This window comes from Kitasatospora phosalacinea, from assembly GCF_030268885.1.
GTDB classification, from domain to species: domain Bacteria; phylum Actinomycetota; class Actinomycetes; order Streptomycetales; family Streptomycetaceae; genus Kitasatospora; species Kitasatospora phosalacinea_C.
Genome location: NZ_BSSA01000038.1, coordinates 57,981 through 75,662, shown reverse-complemented (window position 1 = coordinate 75,662; position 17,682 = coordinate 57,981). Strand labels below are relative to the sequence as shown.

At 70.7% G+C, this 17,682-nt stretch carries 14 protein-coding genes and 1 pseudogene; 3 read left to right on the top strand and 12 right to left on the bottom strand.

The genetic code is table 11. The annotated features are described in order from the left end of the window. The 11 genes and pseudogenes from QSK52_RS35075 to QSK52_RS35020 form a co-directional block, all read right to left on the bottom strand. Positions 1–337: pseudogene (locus QSK52_RS35075) on the bottom strand (hypothetical protein); the annotation flags it as partial. A gap of 103 nt (positions 338–440) precedes the next feature. Further along, complete coding sequence (locus tag QSK52_RS35070; protein ID WP_285740303.1) at positions 441–683, bottom strand: HAD-IIIA family hydrolase; 243 nt, start codon at positions 681–683, stop codon at positions 441–443. A 40-nt stretch (positions 684–723) separates the two neighbouring features. Continuing rightward, positions 724–1,704: an NAD-dependent epimerase/dehydratase family protein gene (locus QSK52_RS35065; RefSeq protein WP_285740302.1), complete on the bottom strand. Its 981-nt coding sequence runs from the start codon at positions 1,702–1,704 to the stop codon at positions 724–726. Then, positions 1,701–3,662, bottom strand: coding sequence for a D-glycero-beta-D-manno-heptose 1-phosphate adenylyltransferase (gene rfaE2, locus QSK52_RS35060; protein WP_435053443.1), 1,962 nt, complete (start codon positions 3,660–3,662; stop codon positions 1,701–1,703). Before rfaE2 ends, QSK52_RS35065 begins: the two co-directional genes overlap by 4 nt. Positions 3,663–3,754: 92 nt before the next feature. Continuing rightward, the gene (locus QSK52_RS35050; RefSeq protein ID WP_285740301.1) at positions 3,755–5,140 is read right to left on the bottom strand and encodes a GDSL-type esterase/lipase family protein; all 1,386 of its coding nucleotides are present in this window, start codon (positions 5,138–5,140) and stop codon (positions 3,755–3,757) included. 89 nt (positions 5,141–5,229) lie between these two features. Further along, on the bottom strand, positions 5,230–6,942 hold the full coding sequence (locus tag QSK52_RS35045) for a carbamoyltransferase family protein (RefSeq protein ID WP_285740306.1): 1,713 nt from the start codon (positions 6,940–6,942) through the stop codon (positions 5,230–5,232). A gap of 71 nt (positions 6,943–7,013) precedes the next feature. Then, the gene (locus QSK52_RS35040) at positions 7,014–8,183 is read right to left on the bottom strand and encodes a glycosyltransferase family 9 protein (protein ID WP_285740300.1); all 1,170 of its coding nucleotides are present in this window, start codon (positions 8,181–8,183) and stop codon (positions 7,014–7,016) included. Continuing rightward, positions 8,180–9,460: a hypothetical protein gene (locus tag QSK52_RS35035; protein ID WP_285740299.1), complete on the bottom strand. Its 1,281-nt coding sequence runs from the start codon at positions 9,458–9,460 to the stop codon at positions 8,180–8,182. Before QSK52_RS35035 ends, QSK52_RS35040 begins: the two co-directional genes overlap by 4 nt. Beyond that, positions 9,457–10,638, bottom strand: coding sequence for a cytochrome P450 (locus QSK52_RS35030; protein ID WP_285740298.1), 1,182 nt, complete (start codon positions 10,636–10,638; stop codon positions 9,457–9,459). Before QSK52_RS35030 ends, QSK52_RS35035 begins: the two co-directional genes overlap by 4 nt. A gap of 118 nt (positions 10,639–10,756) precedes the next feature. Continuing rightward, a complete protein-coding gene (locus tag QSK52_RS35025; protein ID WP_285740297.1) occupies positions 10,757–11,872 on the bottom strand; it encodes a radical SAM protein in 1,116 nt (371 codons plus the stop codon). Between the two features lie 142 nt (positions 11,873–12,014). After that, entirely contained in the window at positions 12,015–12,449 is a 435-nt protein-coding gene (locus QSK52_RS35020) for an NUDIX hydrolase (RefSeq protein ID WP_285740296.1), read from the bottom strand. Positions 12,450–12,688: 239 nt separating this feature from the next. On the opposite strand from QSK52_RS35020, the gene QSK52_RS35015 reads away from it, so the two are divergent. After that, positions 12,689–13,573, top strand: coding sequence for a GNAT family N-acetyltransferase (locus tag QSK52_RS35015; protein ID WP_285740295.1), 885 nt, complete (start codon positions 12,689–12,691; stop codon positions 13,571–13,573). Positions 13,574–13,636: 63 nt separating this feature from the next. Here QSK52_RS35015 and QSK52_RS35010 read toward each other — a convergent pair whose 3' ends face one another. Then, complete coding sequence (locus QSK52_RS35010; protein ID WP_285740294.1) at positions 13,637–14,935, bottom strand: asparagine synthase-related protein; 1,299 nt, start codon at positions 14,933–14,935, stop codon at positions 13,637–13,639. Positions 14,936–15,530: 595 nt separating this feature from the next. On the opposite strand from QSK52_RS35010, the gene QSK52_RS35005 reads away from it, so the two are divergent. Further along, positions 15,531–16,934: a helix-turn-helix transcriptional regulator gene (locus QSK52_RS35005; RefSeq protein ID WP_285740293.1), complete on the top strand. Its 1,404-nt coding sequence runs from the start codon at positions 15,531–15,533 to the stop codon at positions 16,932–16,934. Between the two features lie 41 nt (positions 16,935–16,975). Continuing rightward, on the top strand, positions 16,976–17,662 hold the full coding sequence (locus QSK52_RS35000; protein ID WP_285740292.1) for a RibD family protein: 687 nt from the start codon (positions 16,976–16,978) through the stop codon (positions 17,660–17,662). Positions 17,663–17,682 lie beyond the last annotated feature (20 nt).

The window sequence follows — 17,682 nt, the reverse complement described above, 5'->3', positions numbered from 1 at the left end:
AGCGGGCGCCGGACTCCTTCTCCTCGCCGGGCTCCGCCGCTGTCAACGCCCTTACCAGCGCCGGGCTGTAGACGGCGCGGACCCGGAAGTTTACGAGGAACCGCCTCTTGATCACGATTCGCGCGTAACGGCGGCTATTTCCCCGGTGGCGTCCGGCCACGATGACGCTTTCGCCGCCGTCGCCCCAGCCCGGCGGTGCGACCCACACCTTCGCCCCCGGCACGAAGTGCCGATGCCCCTTGCGAATCTCTAGCCCGCCTTCGCCCTGGCTGGTCTCCGGGGCGATATTGGCCACGATGCACAGGCCCAGCGGCTCAGGTCCGGTTCCATCCGTCATGACTGCCATCATCGCCAGGCCCGCGCGCGGTGTCGCGTTCTTTTGCGGGCCGGGCTCGCGGCACGGAGCCATCGCGACACCAGGACCGTGCTGGTCGCAGCCATCAACGATCGGCTGTGATCAGCACTTTCAAAACACGCCCTAGGTATCGGTGCATCGCGGCCAGGTCCTCCTCGTCGAACAGCCCACGTGCGAGGCCGCTTTGGTTGGTGACGACGAGCAGGGCGAAGCCGTCGTCCTGGAGAGCGCGCAGCGGTGGTCCGATGCCGGAGAAGAGGACGAGGTCATCGGGGGCGGAGGGGTAGTGGCGGGGTTCGGTGAGGGTGCCATCGCGGTCGAGGAACACGGCCCGCCGTAGCCGACCACGGCCAGCTGTCGGTACCGGTTCACTCTGCCGCACGGCCGCGGAAGATCTCGAACAGTTCGGCGGCGCGGGCTTCGACGGACGCGGCCGTGATGGTCGGCCGGTCGGGCAGGGCTTTGTCGAGCGCGGTCATGTCCGCGCAGGTGAAGTACTGGTAGGCGGCTGTCACGGGGTTCGGTACGAGCTCGACGTGTAGCGGCCGGTCGATGGTCTCGCGGTGCAGTCTCGCGCACCACTGCGCGAGGTCGGCGAAGGAGACGGCGAAGCCGGCGCCGAGGTTGTAGACCGCGGCCGGCACCGGCGGCTGAGCGGTGGCGAGCTGGGCGATGGTGGCGGTGACGGTCTCGACTGGGATGTAGTCGCGGGCAGCAGTGAGGGAGTCGTCGAAGACACGGATCCGGCCGGTGTCCGCTGCTTGGCGCAGGAGTTGGGACAGGATCGAGGCCATGGGGCCCTTGTCGGTCTCGTCAGGTCCGAAGACGTTGGTGTAGCGCAGCCCGATCCAGTCGAGGCCGGTGGTGTGTCGGGTGCGCATCTGCTGGTCGAGGGCGAGCTTGGACGCCGCGTAGGGGTTCAGCGGTCCGGAGCAGCGGCTGGGGTTGGTGTCGGCGTCCTCGGCGATGGGCATGCGGTGGTGGAGGGTGCCGTAGACGGAGTGCGAGGAGGCGTAGATCAGGCGGGCGCCTGCGGCGCGGCAGGCGTCGGCCAGGCGGAGCGGGCCGGCAGTGTTGGTCTCGTCCAGCTCTGGCCCGGCTGTGGCTCGGGTGTCGCTGTTTCCGGCCTGGTGGACGACGGTGGCGTAGCAGCCGGCCGCGACTTCGGCGAGGAGGTCCGGGTCGGCGAAGTCACCGCGGTGCCACCGGGCCATGCCGATGAGGTGGGCCGGGGCCGGGCGCAGATCGACGGCGGTGACCTGGTGGCCAGTGCGGTGCAAGGCAGTCACGGTGTGGCGGCCGATGAACCCGGCTGCGCCGGTGACCAGGACGTCGTTGCCGGGAGTCATCGGGCACCTGCCTGCTGGGTGAGGTGGTTGATCCGGGTAGTGGTGGAGTGGCCGTCCAGGTAGGGCACAGTAACGACTTCGCCGCCCCAGCTCTCCACGAGGTCGGCCTCAGCGATGCGCCGGCCCGCGTAGTCGCCGCCCTTGACCCAGATGTCAGGGCGCAGCTCAGCGAGGATCTTCTCGGGGGTGTCCTCGCCGAAAACGAGTACGCCATCGACGCGGTCCAGCGCCGCGAGCAGCGCGGCGCGTTCCCGCTCGCCGACGACCGGCCGGTCCTGGCCCTTGAGTCGGCGCACGGAGTCGTCGCTGTTGATGCACACGATCAGTGCGTCGCCCAGGCGGCGGGCCTGCTCCAGGAGCGAGAGGTGCCCGGCGTGGAGCAGGTCGAAGCAGCCGCCCGCAGCAACCACCTTCCCGCCGCGTGCCCGTATGCGGCCGGCCAGCTCCAGAGGGTCCGTGCGGTCCGGGGCGGGCGGGGTGGTCAGGGAGGCGGGGCCGCCTGCTTCAACGTAGGCGGTGGCGGTGTCGACGGCCGCTGCGATGGCGTGGGAGGGCAGGCGTCCGGCGGCGAGCATCATGGTGGCGGTGACGGCCAGTTGGTCGCCGGCGCCACAGGAGTCCCCGGCAGCCGGGCGGGCCGGGACGACCAGGGGATGGGCGTCGGGGTCGGCGACCAGGACTGCGCCGTCGCGGCCCCGGGTGATGGCCACCTGTTTGACGGGCCACGCGGTCAGCAGCCGTGCGGCCCGGGCGGTGTCGCCTGTCAGGTCGCGCTGGTCGGCGTGGCACGTGAGGAGGCGGGCTTCGTCCGCGTTCGGTACGGCCAGGGCCGTACCGGGGACCGGTGCGGCGCCCTTGGGATGCGGATCCCAGACCAGCGGACACTTGGTGGCGGCGGTGCTCAGGGCCTGACGCAGGTCGTCGTGGGAGGTGACGCCGCGTCCGTAGTCGCAGACCAGAACGGCCGCGGCCTCGGCCAGCCGAGTGTAGACGGGATCGGGGAGGGGGCCGAGCGGCAGCGGGTCGGCATCCGTGTCGAAGCGGAGCAGGGTGCGGTCGGCGGCGCGGACGCGGGTTTTGACCGGGGTGGTGCCGCTGGTGGCGAGGTCGATGACCTCGATTCCAGCGTCGTCCAGGAGCGCGCGGACCCGAGCGCCGGGTTCGTCCTGGCCGATTCCGCATACGAGGGTGATGCGCCAGCCGGGCTGGCGGGCGGCGAGGATAGCGGCCAGGCCGGCGCCGCCCGGCCGGTCGGTGGCGTGGGCGTCGGCGACGACGGGAACGGGGGCTTCCGGGGAGAGCCGGTCTGCGGTGCCGGTGATGTCGCGGTCCAGCAGGACATCGCCGACGACCACCAGCCGCCGTGCGTGGTCCGGTTGCTCGCCCGTGGCGGGTTCCGGTTCGGTGAGGTGGGTGTCGACGGCCGCACACAGCAGGTGCACGGCGACCAGATGGCATTCCTGGATGGTGGCGACCTGGCCGGCGTCCACGCACACGGCCTGGTCGCTCGCGTCGGCGAGCGGGTTCGGGGCCGGGCCGGTCAGCGCCCAGACGGTCAAGCCGAGCTCCCGGCCCGCGTGGGCGGCGGCGAGCACGTTGGGGCTGGTGCCGGAGGTGGAGAGCAGCAGCAGGACGTCGCCGGTCCGGCCGTGGGCGCGGACCTGCCGGGCGAAGACCTCGTTCGGGCCGTAGTCGTTGGTGATGGCGGTGACCGAGGAGGAGTCGGCGTGCAGGGCGATGGCGGACAGTGGCGCCCGCTCGGCGTGAAAGCGGCCGACCAACTCGGAGGTCAGGTGCTGGGCTTCGGCCGCGCTGCCTCCGTTGCCCGCGACCAGCAGCCGGCCGCCTGCGGGCAGCCGTTCGGCGAGAAGGCGGCCCCACTGCTGGAGTCGGCTGGTGTCGAGCAGGGGTAACGCGGCGGTGAGCGCCTGTATGTGCGCGCGGCCCGGCAGGGTCACGGGGCGGCTCCGTCGAAGGAAGTGGCGGGCAGGGGACGACTTGGTGCCGGGGCGTCCGGCGGTGGCCGACCAGCGCCGGACGCCCTGCGGTTTTACGAACGGGCCGGCCAGTACCGGGCGAACATGGGGCCGTACGTGGCGAGCGCGGCGTCGCGCTCCAGGAGCGGGTAGTCGAGGAGCTTCTCCACGATCCGGTGCTCGGCCAGGAACTGCTCGGCCTGTTGGAGCAGCACGGTGTCGCCCAGCTCGGTCAGGTGCACCCCGTCGCTCCACAGGCTGCCCGGATCGTCCTCGCCGTCCGCAGGGGCGAGGTGGCGGGCGGCTGCGGTGAACGGGGCCCAGACGTCGAGGAAGAGAGCGCCGTGGTCGGCGGCGGCCTTGGCGGCGGCCTCGTTGTAGCGGCCGAGTTCGGTGTTCATGTCGGCCACGGTCTCCGGCGACTCGATGGGCCCGAACGGGGTCTCGGAGATGACGATGATCCGGCGGGTGTAGCCGCTGAGCTGGTCCAGCATCATGTTGAAGTGCCGGGTGTACTCGTCGAGGTCGACCGCCTCGGCCATCCGGTTCTGGAAGCGGCGCCAGACGTCGTTGATGCCGCAGCCGAGGAACACCAGGTCGTAGTCGGTGCCGGTGGTGGCCCGGTCGCCATCGACGATGCCGGCGATGTCCCGGCTGGTGGCGCCGCCCTCGCCGTGGTTACGGAGGTCGAGGCCGACGTGCGGCCAGGCGGCGCGCAGGGACAGCGCGAGGCGGTGGACCCAGCCGCGCTGGTGCCAGCCCTCGACGGTGACCTTCGAGCCGATCTCGGGCAGGTTGGCCTGGGTGGTCATCTGGGCGTTGACCGCCTCCAGGTGTTCCATGATCGAGGTGCCGAAGAAGCCCACGGTCAGGCTGCGCCGGTCCTCGCGCGGCACGCGCGCGCCGTCGAAGCGGCGCCGAACACCGGCCGGGACGCCCGTGGCGACGGTGTCGGGAGCGATGCTGTGGGAGACGACCGCGTTCGCGCCGACGAGCACGTTGGCCCCGATGCGAACGCCGGCGGTGACGGTGACCTTGTTGGAGAGGATCGCGCCGGGTTCGATGACGATCGGCGCGGCCTCGAACCCGGACGCCCACGGCACGAGCTGCCCGGTCGGTACGTGCGCCGCGGTGCGGGGGCGGTGGTTGTGGTCGTGCAGGTCGCACATGTTCGACAGGGCCGCGCCGTCGCCGATGCGGATGCCGGCCATGGCGGAGATGAAGGTGTGTTCTCCTATGGCGACGTCCGCGCCGATGGCGACGGTGGCGCCGCGGTGGACCTGGATGGTGGATCCGCGGCGGATGGAGACCCGGTCGCCGATCGTCAGGTGGGCTCCCTGGTCGATCTCGACCTGGAGGTCGTTGGGCAGGTCGCAGTCGTCGCCGAGGGTGAGCGCCGGGCCGTGCTCGGCGCGCAGCCGTTCGGCGGTGCTCTGAGCGGGGGAGGTTGTGCTGGTCATCGCGGGAATCGGTCCTTCGCTTGCTGCGGATGATGGCCAGGGCCGGGCCTCAACGTACCGGCTGTGAGCGGGTCGTGTCGCACAGTCAGCTACGGCCTGTCCTTGCGGACGAGGAACGGGCCGATCGCGAGGGCGTCGAGCGGGCCGGCGGCGAAGGTGGCGACCGCGTCGCGCGGGCTGCACACGATCGGCTCGGCCTCGTGGTTGAAGCTGGTGTTCAGCAGGGCGGGTGGCCGGCCGGTCTGCTCGGCGAACGCGGCCAGCAACCGGGCGTACGGGTCGGTGTCGTCGCGGGCGACGGTCTGCGGGCGCAGCGTGCCGTCGGTGTGTACGGCGGCCGGGATCAACTTGCGGGCGGTGTCGGTGGCCTGCCGGGCAACGATCATGAACGGGTGCGGGGCGGCGGTGCCGATCAGGTTGGGCGCGGCGTCCTCCAGGAGGGCCGGGGCAAGGGGCCGCCACGACTCCCGGTGCTTGACGCGGTCGTTGATGTGGTCGCGGGTCTGCGTGTGCTGGGGATCTGCGAGGATACTGCGGCGGCCGAGCGCGCGGGGGCCGGCTTCCATGCGGCCCTGGAACCAGCCGACGGTGCGCCCGAGCGCGATATGCCCGGCGGCGGCGGTCGGCAGGTCGTCGCCGTGGTCCCGGTATGCCAGGCCGTAGTCGTCCAGGAGGGCGCGGATGGTGCCCGGGTCGAAGGCGGGGCCGAGGGCGGCGGTGGTCATCGCGGGCCCGGGCAGGGTGAGGTCGCCGCGGCGCAGCGCGACCTCGAGCGCCGCGCCGATGGCGCAGCCGGCATCCCCGGCGGCCGGCTGGACGAACAGCTCCTCTACGCCACGGAGGGCGGCGAGGCGGCCGTTGGCGGAGCAGTTCAGCCCGACCCCGCCGGCCACGCACAACCGGGTGGCACCGGTGGCGGTGAGGGCCTCGCGGGCCAGCTCGGTCAGGCACTGCTCCAGCAGGCGCTGCGCGCTGGCGGCGAGGTCGGCGTGGTCGGGCCGGTAGCCCGTGTCCGGGATGACCCGGCCGCCGGTGTAGGTGCGGGCGCGGCGGTGCGGAGGGATGCCGAGGTCGGTGTACGCGGTGGCGTAGGCGGTCTTGAGGCGGCGGTAGTAGCGAAGGTCGGTGTATTGGTCGTCGACGCTCTCGTCGGGGCGGATTCCGTAGCGGGACAGGTCCAGGTGGTAGCCGCCGGCGCGGGGGGTGAGGAAGTTCAGCTGGTAGCGGTCGGGGTTGCCGTAGCCGGCCAGGCCCATGAGCTTGCCGGAGCTGGTCCAGTCGCCGAGCCCGAGGTGTTCGGCCACGGTCTCGTAGAACCAGCCCAGGGATTGGGAGAAGGGGAACTGGCGCAGGACCTTGCATCCGCTGGTGGTGCCGTGGGCGAGGGTGGCGGAAATGCCGTCGCCGGAGCCGTCGACCACCAGGACGGCAGCCTCGTCGAAGCCGCTCGGGTGGAAGGCGGAGGCGGCGTGCGCGAGGTGGTGCTCGATCACGGTGACCTGGCGGGGTCGGTGGTGGCCGAACAGGGTGGGGTCGAGGAGTTCGGCGATCAGCTCGCTGTCGGTGCAGGTGTCGCTGGGCTCGGGCCAGGTGGGGTTGAAGGCGATGGCGATCTCGTCCACCTGGTCCAGGGTGATTCCGGCCTCCGCGAGGCAGTAGGCGGCGGCCACGGCGCAGGAGCGGGAGTCCTTGTGGTGCTTGCGGCGGGAGAACCGCTCCTCCTCGGCGAAGGCGACGACGTGGCCGTCGATGACCAGGCAGGCAGAGGCGTCGTGGTAGTACGGTCCGCCCAACCCCAGCACGATTCCCAACGCGGATCACTCCTTCTCGCAAGTCGCCCATCCCCGGCACGTGGCCGGGTGCGGGCGGATGGTCAGGTCAGGTGGTCGAGGGTCGCCTTGCGGACGGTGGCCGGGTCGATGGTGTCCATGCAGCCGCCGACCCCGCCGCAGGCGACCTGGTGGGCGCACGGCGAGCAGGCCAGCGTCGAGCGCAGCGCGGTGACGTTGGTGACGTGCTTGGGGATGACCTCGGCGCCGTTGCTTGGCCCGAGCAGCAGCACAGTCGGCTTGGTGTGCGCGAGCGCGAGGTGGAAGCCGAAGGAGTCGCCGGTCACCACCACGTCGACCAGACCCGGCAGTGCGGACGCCTCCTCCAGACTCAGTGGGGCGTACGCGACCCTGGACTCGTCGGCGCCGCGCATCCGCAGGTGCGTCACCAGCGCCTCGCACGCCGCCTGGTCGGTCGGGCCGCCCAGGATCGCCAGCTGCGCGCCGTGGTCCAGGAGCGCGTCGGCGAGGTCAGCCCAGTGCCGGTTCGGCCACAGCTTCGTGGGCAGCGACCCGCCCAGGTTCAGGCACACCCGCGGTCCGGTGCGCTCCTCGAGCAGCCCGGCCGCCCGCCGCCTGGCACCCTCCGGCACCGCCAGGACGTACGGCTCGCCGGCGTACTCGTATCCGGCGACCGCGAAGTACAGCTCCGTCCACGTCTGGACGTTGGTGGTGGTGCGGTAGTCGTTCCAGGTGTTCTGCCGGAAGAACTGCTCCGCGGCCGGGCCCATCGGATACAGGCCGTGATGGGGGCCGCCGAAGGCGAGCCCGGCCTTGTGCCCGGCCTCGATCCGGTCGACCAGCGCCGCCGCCGATGGGGTCCGCTCGAAGGAGTACACCGCGTCGAAGCGGCGCGACGGCAGTTGGGCGGCGGCCTCCCAGTCGTGGACAAGGACCTCGTCCACGTAGGGGTTCATCCGAAGGATCGGAGCGTTCGCCTCGTCGACGAGCCAGGTGACGTGCGCGTGTGGGTGGTCGTCGCGGATCCGCTTGGGCAGCGGGGAGGCGATGAGCATGTCGCCCAGAAGGCCGAGCATCACGATCAGCACCCGGTGATCGACCGGGTCATGGTGCGGGCAGCCGTGGCACGGCCGCCAGTGACGGCAGGGCATCCCGCCCGCGAAGTGCCGACAGTCCGGCCGGATCTCGAAGCTCTCGATGGTGTGGTCGGGCCCGAGGAAGGCGCCCTTGCCCGGGATCTGCTCCGGGATCACTCTCCACCGCCGATCCCGGCGGCGGCGAGTGCGATGCGCAGCACCTGCTCGTCCGTGCTGTCGTCCGGCTGGAACACTTCGGCCAGTGCCCAGGTGCGGGGCGCGACGGCCGCCGGATCCACCCGGTCTCGCAGCACGGCGGTGAAGATGGCCGCCAGCTCGTCGATGCAGTCCTCGCGCATCCCGGCCCAGGTAACCTCCTGCATGCCCAGGCGTAGCCCGGCGTCGGCGGTGATGTGCGGCAGCGGAATCGCGTTGACGACGATCCCGGTCTCGAAGAGGCGGCGGGAGGCCTGCTCGGCGTCCATCAGCGGGGCGATGTCGATCCACAGTTGGTGGCAGTCGGTGAATCCGGCCTTCTCCCCGCATACCGTGAACCCGCGCTCGGCCAGCTTCGCGCCCAGGCTCCGGGCGTTGGCGACGGTGGCGTGCGCGTACTGCCGGCCGCGGGCGTCCATCTCGGCGGCGGCTACGGCCAGGGCGACGACGTCGGCCGGGTGATGGTGGGAGACGAAGTGCGAGGCATGCTCGTCCAGCCGGGCCGCGAGACTGGCGTCGTTGGTGGCCAGCAGGCCCTTGTGCGGGCCCGGGTAGGTCTTGTGAGTGGAGCCGCCGAAACTATCCGCGCCCTCGGCGAGCGGGTTCTGCCAGGCGCCTCCGGCGATCAGGCCCAGGGTGTGGGAGGCGTCGTAGTGGATCACCGTCTCGGGGCCGACCACCTCCCGAAGGCCGGGCAGGTCCACAGGGAACAGGCACATGAACGCGTCCAGGTACACCAGCTGCGGCCGCGGCTCGGTCTCAAGTAGGCGGGCGAGGGCTTCCAGGTCGGGGGTGCAGGTGGCCGTGTCAACGGGCAGGTCGCGCATCTGCAGTCCCAGCCGGGTGCCGATGAAGCGGGTCGAGCCGTGCCCGCCGTCGCGCTCGGCGAGGTTGAACGCGGTCGCACCGGGGTCGGCCAGCGCGGACAGTGCGACCGTGAGCGCCGACACCCCGGATACCGGTTTGAGGTTTACATGCTCGGCCCCCAGCTGCGCGCCCAGCCGCTGTGCGGCGGCCTGCTCAACCGCGACGAGGTCCTGGCGGCCCGGCCAGGCCCAGTTCTCGGTCCCGTCTCCAGGGAAGGCGTAGCGGACGGCGGCGTCCATCAGGTGCGGGATGCGGGCAGCCAGCGACAGTCCGTTCTCGCTGGGCACCAGGTGCAGCCGGTGCCGGCCGGCCGCGTGCTGGGCGGCGGCCTGCTGGAGGACGGCGAGTGCGTCGGGCGGGGTGCGGGTCACGAAGCGGGCTCCTGGTCGAGGGCGAAGGACAGCGGGTCGATGGGAGCCTTGGCAGGCCGGTGGCGGAACCGGGTGGGCGGGCCGTCGGGCAGCTGTGGAAGCCCGCGATACAGAACGGAGGTCATGACGGTCAGGGCCATCAGTTCGGCGAGCGGCCGGCCCAGGCAGGCGTGCGCGCCGCCGCCGAACGCCCACAGCCGTGACCGGTGGGCCTGCTCGGCGACGAAGCGGCCCGGCCGGAAGGCGTAGGGCTCCGGGAAGGTGTCGGGGTCGAAGTGCCCGGCGGACGGTGAGTAGGCCACCCGCGTGCCCGCCTCGATCCGGTGGCCGCCCAATGTCACGGGGCAGACCGTCTCCCGCATCGACAGCAGGTTCGGCGAGTGCAGGCGCTGGGTCTCGGCGAGCACCGACTTCAGCACCGGCAGCGCGTCGCGTCGCACCAGCAGGTCCGGCTCCGCCGACACCGCGCGGGCCTCCGCTGCCGCGAGCCGGGCATGCTCCGGGTGGTTGGCAAGCTCCACCAGGCACCAGGTGGCCAGGCTCGCCGTTGTCTCCCGTGCGGCGATCAGCAGCGCCAGCAGATGGTCCGCCAGCGGCCCCGCTGCCGCCGGGGCGTCATCGAAGGCGGCCACCAAGCCGGCGAGTGCCGAGTCGGCAGACGCGACCCGGATGGCCGCGGCGGCCCGCCGGGCGAACAGATCGTGCAGTCGCCGCCGCGCGGCGCGCCCCGCCCAGTACCGCGCGGTCGCGAACCTGGCCGGCCCCGGCGGCGCGCCGGTCGCCCCGACGAACCGCTCGAAGTCAGAGGCGAACGCCGCCGCGTCCGTCTCCCCCGGCACGATCCCGAGCAGGGCGCGGGCGCTCATGGAGCCGGTCAACTCCCGCACCTCCCGGTGCAGATCCCGCGTACCGCGCTGAGCCCACCGGGCCGCCACGGGGGCGGTCACCTCCAGCAGGGCCGGCACGAAGCAGGGCAGCGCCCGCCCGGACAGCGCGGTCCGCAGCCGACGCCGCGCCTCGCCGTGGCCATCCCCGGTGAGGTTGAAGAGCGCATGACCGAACAGGTCGTGCACCAGAGGGGTGTTGAGCACCTCCAGGTGGCCGCGCTCGGCTGCGAAGAGCTCACCCAGCCCGGCCCAGGTGCCGACCAGCACGGTCTCCATGCCGTCGACCGCCATCCGGAACACCGGCCCGTGCTGGCGGTGGCCCTCGTCCAGAACACCGAGCGGGTCTGCGTCGAAGCCGCGGGCCGTGTGCCGGGGCGGTAACCCGTCCGCCGTCGATGGGACGGTCCGTTCAGACACCGGAGCGCTCCAGGACGTTCAGCTGCTGCGCCGCCCGGGCGGTGATGGCGGCGTGGTCGAGCGCGATCACCTCCAGCGGCGGCCGGCAGGAGCAGTCCGCGGGCAGGTCGGCCGCATCGCCGCTCTCCCCGAACCGCATCAGCGCATCCACCACCTGGTCCGCGCAGGACAGGCACGCGTCGGGGAAGACAGACTCGAAGTCCGTGCCGCGCAGGTTCACGCACGCGACCCGCACCGCGAGCCGCTCGTGGACCCGGCGGACCGCCTCCACCACCGTCCACAGGTTCGGCGGCGTGTACTGGCCGGCCTGCCACAGCTCCCACGCCACCGTGTTGCGCGACACCCGCGTCGGGCACAGCGTCATCCCGCGCACGCCGAGACCGGTCAGGTAGTCCACCGATTCCACCACGTCGGTCACCGCCTCGCCGTCGGTCAGGAACGGCGGCTTGATCATCAGGTAGATCTTCGGGTCCACCCCGAGGTGGGCCATCACCGCGAGCGCCCGCTCGAAGGATTTCTGGGAAACGCGGGTGTTCACCAGCGTCTCGCGCACAAGCTCGTCGGCGGACTGCAGCCCGATCCCGATCTCCAGCTGCACTCCGCCCAGGGCCTTCACGAACGGGGCCAGCACGGGGGCGGTGACGAACTGTGGCAGCGACTCGACCACGAGACGCTTCACCCCGGCCGCCGCGACCAGGCGGGCGATCTCGACCTGGACGTCGCGGGGGATCTCGCGCGGGGCGAAGAAGCTGCCGTCGTTATAGAGGGAGAGCACCTCGTAGGCGGGCTCGTTCTCGGTCCGGGCCAGCGTGCGCCGTACCTGGTCCAGAAGACTCTCGGGCGAAGTGCCGCCGTCGATACCGTAGTTGTTGAAGTTGGTGAACGGGCACATCGTGCACGTCGGCACCGAGCAGCCGCCGGACATGATGATGACCTTCTTGCGGCCGACCAGCTCGCCGCTGGGCAGCCGGATCTTGTCGTAGTCGGTGAACCGCGGCTCAGCCGGCTTCGTCTGAATCCCGGACGTGCGCAGACGCAGCGACAGATCACCGATCCGGCGCCGAAGGTCGCCCACGGACACCGGAACGTCAAGCGCGTGCTCAGGCATGAAATGCCCCCCATTTTCCCAGTTGATCAGCCGGTGCTGTGGACCGGCGGCTCGCGGAGCAGCCGTCTATGAACGCGAAATCTGATCCAGCAGTGCGCCTGGCCGCCGGAGTCCGGGGAGCGCACGTGACCCGCGCGGATGGTTAGTCGAACAGGCTTCCCAGCAGGGCGCCCTGGCCAGACTGGAGGATGTGGGCTGTCGCCAGCGGCATCCAGAAGCATTCGAGCCGAGTCGGATCCTGCTCGCCGTCGTGGTTCTCCTGGCTCATCCACCGCTGCGGGGTGGGTTCGGTCGGCTCAAGGTGGAAGACGTGGCGGTGCTGGATCTCGAAGCGGTACGGGCTGAGGTCGTAGGTGGTCTCACCGAGTTTTCGCACGATCTTGAGGCCAGCGAGCCCCGTCTCCTCCCGAGCTTCACCCAGAGCTGCGGCCTCCGGTGTCTCGTCTGTGCGGATGCTGCCGGCGGGGACCTGGATACCGACTTCCTCGTAGCTGTAGTCGGTGTGCCGGAAGACCAGCAGCTTCCCGTCGCGGACGATGTAGACGAGGACCTTCTCCTTGGTGACCTTCCCGGGCATCGGGTACCTCCAGTACGAGGGATGGATGACCAGAACCCCAACCGGGCCCGGGTCGCCTCCCGGGCCAACCCCTGGGCCGGGTTGCTGGGAAGCCAACGCATCTGGGCGAGCTGACATAGAGTCATATTTCGCCCCAAGGCGATACAGTTCCGACGCCATCCTCCGAGAGCCATAGGCGCAACGGCCCCTCGACGGCGGGTGAGTGGGCAGTCGGCGCACAACAGAGGAGGCGCGTGAGCGTGACAACGGTGACCACCGGTCCGGCGATGGGCTTGTCCGTACGTCCTTATGAGGCGGCCGACCAGGACGCGGTTCTCGCGTTGGTGAACGCTGACCGACTCACGGGTCAACCTGAGAGCACCGCGAGCATGTTGGCCGACGCACTGGCTGGCAAGTCGCAGGTGGACGCCGGATGGTGGGAGGAGCTTGACGCCCCGAGCACCGACATCGTCCATGACGCTTCCGGACGAGTACTGGGGGTCATTTCGTACGCCGTTCGCTCCTCGGACGGCACTGGGCTCCTGCTGTGGCTGCACTGCCGGGAAGACCAGGCCATCGCCAGCGCGCTGATCACCCACGTGGTGCGCGAGCTCGGCGACCGCATGATCCTCGCCTTCGAATTCGCATCCGCGCTGACGCTCGGGCTGGAGGGCCTGCCCGTAGGCCACCGCCCCGAGACCCGCCAGGCGCTCGAGCTGGCCGGGTTCTCGGGCCGGAACCTTTGGCGCTACATGCACTCCCCACTGCCGATCGCGGGCCTGCCACACACTGCCTCCTACACGGTGAGCGAGTGCGAGGAGCCACCTGGAAAGCAGCTGGAGATCCGCGGTGACAACGGTGAACTGATGGCCGAGGCGACGATCGGCCGACCTGTCGCAGGGATCGGCGTGCTGTGGTGGATCAGCGTGACCCCCGCGCACCGCGGGCGCGGTCTGGGGCCGGCGCTGATGGGGTCCTGCCTTGACCTTCTCGCGGGCCTGGGGGCGAGCGAGGTCATCCTGTTCGTGGACGACGACGCCCCGGCCGACGATGTTGAGCGAAGCCGGGCCGCCGCGAATCTGATGTATGACCGAGCAGGCCTGGTTGAGGTCGATCGCCTGTGGAGCTTCTCGCGACGTCCTTGAACTTCCGCACGGTGCACCTTGGTTCAATGTGCCGCTCCGATCGTGGGTGCATCAGTGGGGTTGTCATCGCAGGTCGGCGCCGTGCTCCAGGGCGCCGGCCAACCAGCGCTCGATGGCTGCCACCACCAGGAGCACGGCCGCGTCCCGCTCGATCGCCAGAGCGGCCGGGTCGATCAGCCCGGCCTCCACGCAGATCGGCGCCTTCCGCCCTGTTTCAGCCTGCAGACCGAGGGCGGCGGTGAAGTACTGCTTGCGCTGGGGTAGCGCATGGACGGTTCCGCTGGGAAGCAGCCGAACCACTTGGGCCTTGCAGCGCTGATAGGCGCTGGGAAGGCCCGGGTGGTACCGGTCGCCGATCGGCAGCGCGAGGGCCGCGGCGAGGAACCCCGCGTGCAGGAACGGCGAGGCCTCCGCCACCCTCCCCGCTGGCGGGATGATTTCGCGGGGCAGCAGCGCGTCGCGGGCGTCGGCCTGGGCCCACGTGCGCCCGGCCGAGGCATGGGCAGCGACCGTGCCGTCCACCCATCTCCTGGCCCATTCGGTAGCCGCCTCTCGAAACGGCTCCGCGAGCACAGCGGACGCCACGGGATCACACCAGGACGGCCAGTTGGCGGCCCAGTAGGCCCGTGCCCGAGCCTGACGAGGCAGCAACCCCGCCGCCAGCGCGACGACTTCCCCGAACGCTCCCGGGCCCGAGCGTGCCATGTCGCTCACATACCGCACAGCGCCTCGCACCCCACGCCGTCGGGCTACCTCAGCAGCGGCGAACCGCGGGACGCCCAACAGCTCATCGGCACCGTCCCCAGAGAGCAGCATCGCGCACCCGAGCGAGTGCGCTGTCTCTGCCGCCGCCGCGTTCACCTCGGGCAGCGCATCCAGCCGTGGCCCCGCTGCAGTCCACGCCGGCTCGGCGCGATCCCGCGCGGGGTCGAGCACGACGAGGTCCATCGGAAGCCTCAGCGCATCCACCAGTTCGTGGACTACAGCCGCAGCGCTACTGCCGGCATCGTCGCGCAGGTCCGTGGTCAGTGCCACTACACGGCGATCGTCGGCAACCCGCAGCACGTGGAGCAGTACTGCGAGCGAGTCCAACCCGCCGGAGACCAGGACCCCGATCGTCTGCGTGCCCTCGGTGAGCTCGCGGACAGAGGCGGTGAACGCCGACCTGAGATCAGCGGCCTGCGCCTGCGGTAGGGCGACGGGAACCCGGTGAACGTTCCGCCAGGGCGAGGCCGGGATAAACTCGCCCAGCATCGCCGGAGGCGCCAGGAGCAGGGCCAGCGCAGATAGGTCGACCACGGGGACAGGGCCCGCCAGACCCAGCGGGTCAGCTGACCTCCGGCCGGCCCCGTCCTCGAACATTGGCAGGAGACTCACCTGCGGCGCAGTGCCAGGAGGCCGCGAGTCAGATCCTGGACGAACGCCCAGGCACCCTGGGTAGCCCCGCCTCCCGGGCTCCCCTTACTCCCCTTGCCATGCTGCCCGTCGCCGGGCACTGACTTCGTCGACATGAACACCCTCCCCGATCATCAGAGTTACCGTTCGATCCCTCACAGTGACCGCATGGCGATCCGTCCATGCTGGCAGCCGACGCGAGGACGGTCGCGACCCCGTCCCAAGACGTCCCGGAGACGTCCCGGGCGAAACGGCGTCAAACCAACCGACCTGACCTCCCTTCAACTTCGCACAACAGAAAGAACTTCAGAGGACGGTCCTTCCCCAGCGGCGGGATCCAGCTAGCACGGTCCATGCGGACTCCGATCGTCCGACGCCTGCGCCTCGACTGGCCTTTCGTCCTCGGTGCACCGGTCCATCCGGCGAGCACCAGGGAACCGCTGCGAACGAACTTTGAACAGAGCAGAATTGATGCATCGATGAGGCATTCATGTGGCAAACCCGCGTCTGGCCTGGCAACTTCGGCAGCCGACAGAGTCCTGGCGCGGACAGGGGGCAGGTCATGGGGGTTAAGCGCGACCGGTTCATCGCGCAACGCGCGAGCGCGGGGTTCACCCAGGAGTCCCTCGCGGCCGCGATGGGGGTCGACCGGACGACGGTCGGCCGGTGGGAGCGCGGTTCCGCTCTCCCGCGCCCGTGGCAGATGGCGAAGCTCGCCAGAGTGCTAGGGGCTAGTACGAGCGAACTCGCCGCACTGCTGTCACCTCTCGAGCAGGATGTATTGGCCGACAACACGACGTCGGCGCGAGGAGCCTCGCTGCTCGGTGAAGGCGTACAGCGTGTCACGACGCCGGAATGGAACGCGCCCAACCTCGATGGCCACACAGTCGGCGCCGCGTCGATGGCGCTGATGGACGGCGGCGTCCGGGTCGGCTGCCGGACCGCAGATGGGAGGATCATCTTCGTGACCATGCCGCGTAGAGCCCTGCTGCGGGGCTTCACCGCTGCTGCGGGTGCCACAGCGCTGTCGGGTCTCGCGGCACCCGAGGTCCAGGCAACCCCGCCCGTCCTCTCGCCGGATATCCACCCGGTCGAGAACATGAGGTCCCTGCGCAGGTCGCTGGTGGAGTGTGACAACGTCCTCGGGCCTCGCGAGGTCGTCTCCACGGCGCAGGAGCACGTTCGCCTCATCCAGCACCTTCGCCGCGAGGCGTCCGGCCGGGACCGGCACGACCTGCTACAAGTGCAGGCCGAGTACGCCGAGTTCTGCAGCTGGCTGTACCAGGACAGCGGCGACCACCGTGCCGCCCAGTACTGGGCGGACCGCGCCGTCGACTGGGCAAGCGCCTCCGGAGACCAGGACTTGACCGCCTACATCATGGCCCGGAAGTCCCAGCTCGCCGGTGACATGCAGGACTCGATCGAGGCCATCGACCTCGCCGCCTCAGCCCAGCGCCTGGCCGGCTCGAGAAGCCGGCTGAGCGCCATGGGCGCGGTCTACGAGGCCCACGGACACGCGCTGCTCGGCGACGAGCGGACAGCCCAACACACCTTCGACCAGGCACTCTCATTGCTCACCCGCCCACCCGAGGCACCGGTCGGCCGTGGCCGCTGGCTGAACGAGGCGTACGTCGAGGCTCAACGGGCCCGGTCGTTGTCGTCATTGGGACGCCACCGCGATGCGGTAGTCGGCTTCGAGAAGGCAATCCGGTCCCTGCCCGCGACCTACCGTCGTGATCGCGGTGTCTACCTCGCCCGCTCGGCCATCGCCCAGCTGTCCATCGACGGCCCGGAGCAGGCAGCCGTCACCGCCTGCACGGCGCTGTCGATCGCGGCGACCACCGGATCGGCCCGGATTTTCAACGAGTTGGCCAATCTGGACGCGTTGCTGCGAGGGTGGCGGGGAGTGCCCGAGGTCGTGCAATTCCAGCAGGCACTCGACAGCCTCCTGGTTCATGAAGTGTGATCACCACAGACCGATGCTGCGTACCTGAGAGAACGGACCTCATGATGCCCTCCCGCCCCTTCGTCCTGCTGAGCGTCGCCACCTCCGTCGACGGCCACATCGACGACGCCTCGCCCGAGCGTCTTCTGTTGTCGAACGCTGAGGACTTCGATCGCGTCGACCAGGTCCGGGCCGAATCCGACGCCATCCTCATCGGTGGCAACACCCTCCGCAGCGACAACCCCCGCTTGCTCGTGAACAGCGAGAAGCGCCGGGCTGACCGGATCGCAGCTGGCAAGACGGAGTACCCGCTCAAAGTCACCATCTCCGCCAGCGGCGACCTGAGCCGCGACCTCAAGTTCTGGCACTTCGGCGACCAGAAGGTCGTCTACACCACTGACGCTGCAGCACCGAAGCTTCGCGACACCCTCGACGGCCTGGCCGACGTCGTCAGCACCGGCCCCACCGTGGACTTCGGCACGCTGCTCGACGACCTTGCCACCCGCGGCGTCGAGCGCCTCATGGTCGAGGGCGGCGGGCAGATCCACACCCAGTTCCTCTCCCAGGGGCTGGCGGACGAGATCCACCTCGCCATCGCTCCGCTGCTCGTCGGCGACGCCGCAGCACCCCGCTTCCTCCACCCGGCCGACTACCCGGGTGGCAGTGGCCGGCGGATGAAGCTTCTCGGGTCGGAGCAGGTCGGCGACGTGGTGGTGCTGCGATACGCGCCCAAGACCGAGGCCAGCTGATCCAGGTTGCCAGCCCGATG